5 protein-coding genes are annotated in these 4032 nt (G+C 49.5%); all 5 read left to right on the top strand.

From position 1 onward, the window contains the following. Nucleotides 1-1220 (top strand): RCC1 domain-containing protein (locus G1ANC_RS03810; RefSeq protein ID WP_164998025.1); only part of this gene is annotated, 1220 nt, incomplete at its 5' end. Continuing rightward, nucleotides 1217-1978 carry an LPXTG cell wall anchor domain-containing protein gene (locus G1ANC_RS03805; RefSeq protein WP_129693676.1) on the top strand — a complete coding sequence of 254 codons (762 nt, stop codon included), beginning with the start codon at nt 1217-1219 and terminating at the stop codon, nt 1976-1978. The genes G1ANC_RS03810 and G1ANC_RS03805, both read left to right, overlap by 4 nt. Before the next feature lie 96 nt (nt 1979-2074). Beyond that, nucleotides 2075-2704, top strand: a complete 630-nt coding sequence (locus tag G1ANC_RS03800) for a hypothetical protein (RefSeq protein WP_129693675.1) — start codon at nt 2075-2077, stop codon at nt 2702-2704. 20 nt (nt 2705-2724) lie between these two features. Next, nucleotides 2725-2961: a hypothetical protein gene (locus G1ANC_RS04105; RefSeq protein WP_164998024.1), complete on the top strand. Its 237-nt coding sequence runs from the start codon at nt 2725-2727 to the stop codon at nt 2959-2961. Further along, nucleotides 2903-3838, top strand: a complete 936-nt coding sequence (locus tag G1ANC_RS03795; RefSeq protein WP_164998023.1) for a WxL protein peptidoglycan domain-containing protein — start codon at nt 2903-2905, stop codon at nt 3836-3838. The genes G1ANC_RS04105 and G1ANC_RS03795 overlap by 59 nt, the downstream gene beginning before the upstream one ends. Nucleotides 3839-4032 lie beyond the last annotated feature (194 nt).

Genomic DNA, 4032 nt, shown 5'->3' with positions numbered 1-4032 from the left:
GGAGGAATAATTCTGGGCAACTTGGTATTGGTAATACATCAAATTCTTCTATTCCTGTAGCTGTCAATGCTACCGGTGCTCTAGCGGGTAAGACGATTAAACAAGTTTCGGTTGGCGCTTGGTATACCTGTGCAACTACATCTGATAATAAAGCATACTGTTGGGGTATCAACAGCTCTGGCCAGCTTGGCAATAATTCAAATATAAGCTCTTCCGTTCCTGTCCGCGTTTACGCACCTAAAGAGATGGCTACCGTTCTCGCCAATGCCATGAAACTCCGCGTTCAATACGCCAAGAAGACGGCGGCGGCGTGCCAGGCGGTGGCTGCTGGTTGGCAGGATGTAACTAATAATTCGGCTTTGGCGTACTCGGCGACCGGTCCGAATAACGGGACGGCGATTGCGGCAATGGCTAATAATCCAGGTTTGCCGCCAACTAGTGTTGGTCACAGCTATCAATCAATAGTCCGCCCGGGTAGCGCTGCGCAGCTGACATTCACGAACAATCGCGAGATTAATGCCGGCGAGACGGGCCTGTGGGATTTGGCGCTGACTGATAATGGCCTGGAGCGCAATACGAATTATTGTGTTCGCTTGGTGGCCGATACGGCAGCAGCGCCGGGGACGAGTATCGATACTTATTCGTATTATCCGGAGTTTAAGACTGCTGATGGTTCGCTGGATATTCGATTTGCAGATGCCACTGATGCCACATTAGCTAATCCGACTACTGTATTTTCGGCAGCAATGACTGGTAAAACGGCAAGTACCACGACTGCGAAATTATCTAATAATTCGTCGCAACAGCTTGAGGTGGCAAATAGCTTATCGACGACAGGCTGGAGCGTTTCATTGGCGGCAACTGGCGGTTCGACAGCTAAATGGACGCAGACTGGCGGCGCAGCGAATTATGCGTTTAATAACACTAATGCAGACCAAGGGCAATTATCGGTTGACTTATCATCAAGCGCCTTTACAGCGTCTGGTTCGACGCCGCTGGGGCAGGCTTGTACGACGGCTGGATTGTCTTATGGTGCGGGCGGTGCGTTTGTGGCTGGTACGGCGTCGGCTAACGCGATTACGCTAGCGACCGCCTCGAGCAGCAGCAGTTTGACTTGCTTGTTTAAATTGCAGAATATTTCCTTGAAGCAGACTATTCCGGCGTATCAGAAGCCAGGCGCGTATACATTGCCGGTAACAGTAACGGTGGTAGCGCAATGATGAGGATGAAAAATGTAATGAGAACTGGTGCGGTAGTTGTTGTATTTTTAACAGCAATAATTGGCGTGGTTTTTAATAGCAAAGCTGCTCTGGCGACAACTTCAGCAGATTCAACTTTTTCACAGTTAATTCGTGAAATAGACTGCTCTCATACAGTTTACAGCAGAGCGGTTGGTCAAGTGAATGATGTGGAGTGCGACGTTTTTGCGCCAAAATACGACCATTCGGTAATTAAAGATAACGGCTACCCAGTGATTTACGGCGTATATGATGCGGTACACACGGTTATTAATCCGATGACTGGAGTTCATCGGTTGGCAGTTGAGCTGGCTGGCCGGACGTTTGTTTTGGGTGTTGATCCGGAATTGACGGTTAATGGCAATGCTTGGGTGCTGGTTCTTTCGAATTGGCCGAATACACATCCTGGCGATACGACGCTGGTGATAGAACGCGGCAAAACTTACCTTGGCGAGATCGCTTCCTCGACCCAAGCCTACGGCTCGGCTTTGCAAATTAATCACGCGGTACCTTTTACAGTTACTATCCCGCCGAGAATCTTGCCGCCGACGCCGCCAGTAATTCCATCATCACCAGCGGTTCCGGCTGTTTCGGCAGCCGCTGCAGATATAAAACCTGGTAAAGATTTGGCTAATACTGGCGCAAATATGTGGCTTATGGTGATAGCGGCGCTGGGAATGATTATTATTGCGTTCATACTGCTGATACGTAACAGACGAGGAGGCAGTCATGAACCATAGGAGATTAGCGGATGTTCGGAGGTGCGAAGGAGGGTAGATAGTAGCACTGTAATGGACAACGAAGTAACGAAAATAACGTAAAAGAAAGGATACGATATGAAAAAACTAATAGCAAACGTAGCTTTGGCAGTCGGTGTAGCTGGCGTAGTCGGTTTGGCGGGCACAGCGGTGTACGCGGCGACTACAGCGACGTCAGAATTGAGCCAGACGATTAATGCTGGCGTGCTCAGTACCGACATTCGTGATACCGGCGATAGCGTAGTGACAAATCCAACATTTGCCATGAATGCGACTACGGCGTCGACTTCTGCCCAGACGACGACTGGTACATTTGGTGCTAATGATAAGCGTATCGCTGTCGATAACCCTGGCGGCGCTAATAATGGCTGGACGCTGACATTGAATGCGACAACTCCTGGTACAGGAAAATGGACGAGCGGTAGCAATACATATCAGTACAACGGTAATGCTACGACTGGACAGTTGACGGTTAATCCAGCTGCTGGAACGCTGACATCAATGATCGGTGCTTCCACGGGCATCACACTGGGTTCGCAAGCAGCATTTTCCGGCACTTCTCCGGTAACGCTGATCAGCGCGGCGGCTGGTTCCGATGATGTTTGGCGCGGTTATGTGACGGGTGTCGGCTTGAGCCAGGCTATTCCAGCTGGACAGGCAGCAGGTACCTATACTTTGCCGATGACTCAAACTGTGGCCGCTATCTAAGATCTGGCGCAGTTATATCAATGAAAATTGGGCGCTCTTTCGGGCGTCTGATTTTCATTTACGCGGATTATTTAGTTTTTGGGAGGATTAGCCGGGTGGTTGGTATAGCCATGAGCGTCTTGGCTTGGTATAATAAATCATATGATTTTAATGAGGAGAATATGGGGTATAGTTTCATGCTGGCGCAGGCTAGCGGTGATGGTGGTCGCGGCAGGTGTTTTATGGCCGTCGTCGGCTTTAGCGGCAGGAATTGGTAGCCGTCCGGCGAATCCTGATCCGAACAACCCGCGGACGCAGTCGATTTTTATTTATCAATTGAATCGCGGTGCTAGCAAATCTGATCAGTTGACGATTACTAATGGTTTGACTGAGCGAGCGAATATTGAGGTGTATGCCGTCGATGGCACGGTCACAGCGACTGGCGATATGACATGTAAGCAGCAAGTCGAGGCAAAGAAAGATGCTGGCAATTGGGTAAAACTAGCGAAAAGCGAGGTGGCTTTGGCGCCTGGTGCATCGACGAACGTTGATTTCGCAGTTACCGTGCCTGATAAGGCTGACGTTGGCGAGCATAATGCTTGTTTGGTAATCCAGCGTAAGGCCGATCCGGCCGCTGCTAAGAAAGGCGGTATCCAGCTGCAAACGCGCCAAGCGGTGCGTATGGCGATTACTATCCCTGGTAATATTCACCGCGACGTGACAGTTGGTAAATTCGCCGTCGATAATAACGGCAAGCAGTTATATGACATTGCTATTAAAAATTCTGGCAACGTTTCGGCTGATGTTGATGTCAAATTAGTAGTCAGGGATATGCTAGGCAACGTTGTTTATCAAAACGGCGGCGAGTATGCAGCAATTGCCGAGCAAATCCGCCAGTTCCGCTACGAGAGTAATTTGCAGCCATTCTGGGGCGGTAAGTACCGCGCTGAGCTTTCAATTGCTTACAACAAAAAGGCCGGCGAATGGGGCGTTAGTAAAAATTCGGCTGATTTAACGACGAAAAAGGTTGAACCGATAGAGTTATTTTTCTGGCCGACACCTGGTGCTTGGGCGATTATCGTTGGAGCGATTGCCGTAGCTATTGCGGCGGTTTGGCGGGTGATTGTCTTAGTGAAAAAGCGCCGGAAGCGATAGTTTTGCTAGCCGTGATTGATATGTCATAATAGTGGTATGAAGAAAAATTTTCTCGTTAGAGTGTTCTTTGGCGTTACCATTGCGGCGCTCGGCGGGGTTCTGTTACTGAGGAATCTCGAGATTATCAAGTTTGATAGCTGGAACGTGTTCTGGGGAACTGTTTGGGCGGTTGGTCTGATTTTGGCGGGACTAAC

The sequence above is a fragment of the Candidatus Nanosynsacchari sp. TM7_ANC_38.39_G1_1 genome (assembly GCF_004138385.1).
Note: the sequence above shows the minus strand (reverse complement) of the source record. Positions and strands in the feature narration are given on the sequence as shown.

Bases quoted from the DNA above. Each gene is read 5' to 3' on its own strand.
- G1ANC_RS03805 (WP_129693676.1), top strand. From the start codon at position 1,217: ATGATGAGGATGAAAAATGTAATGAGAACTGGTGCGGTAGTTGTTGTA.
- G1ANC_RS03800 (WP_129693675.1), top strand. From the start codon at position 2,075: ATGAAAAAACTAATAGCAAACGTAGCTTTGGCAGTCGGTGTAGCTGGC.
- G1ANC_RS04105 (WP_164998024.1), top strand. From the start codon at position 2,725: ATGAAAATTGGGCGCTCTTTCGGGCGTCTGATTTTCATTTACGCGGAT.
- G1ANC_RS03795 (WP_164998023.1), top strand. From the start codon at position 2,903: ATGGTGGTCGCGGCAGGTGTTTTATGGCCGTCGTCGGCTTTAGCGGCA.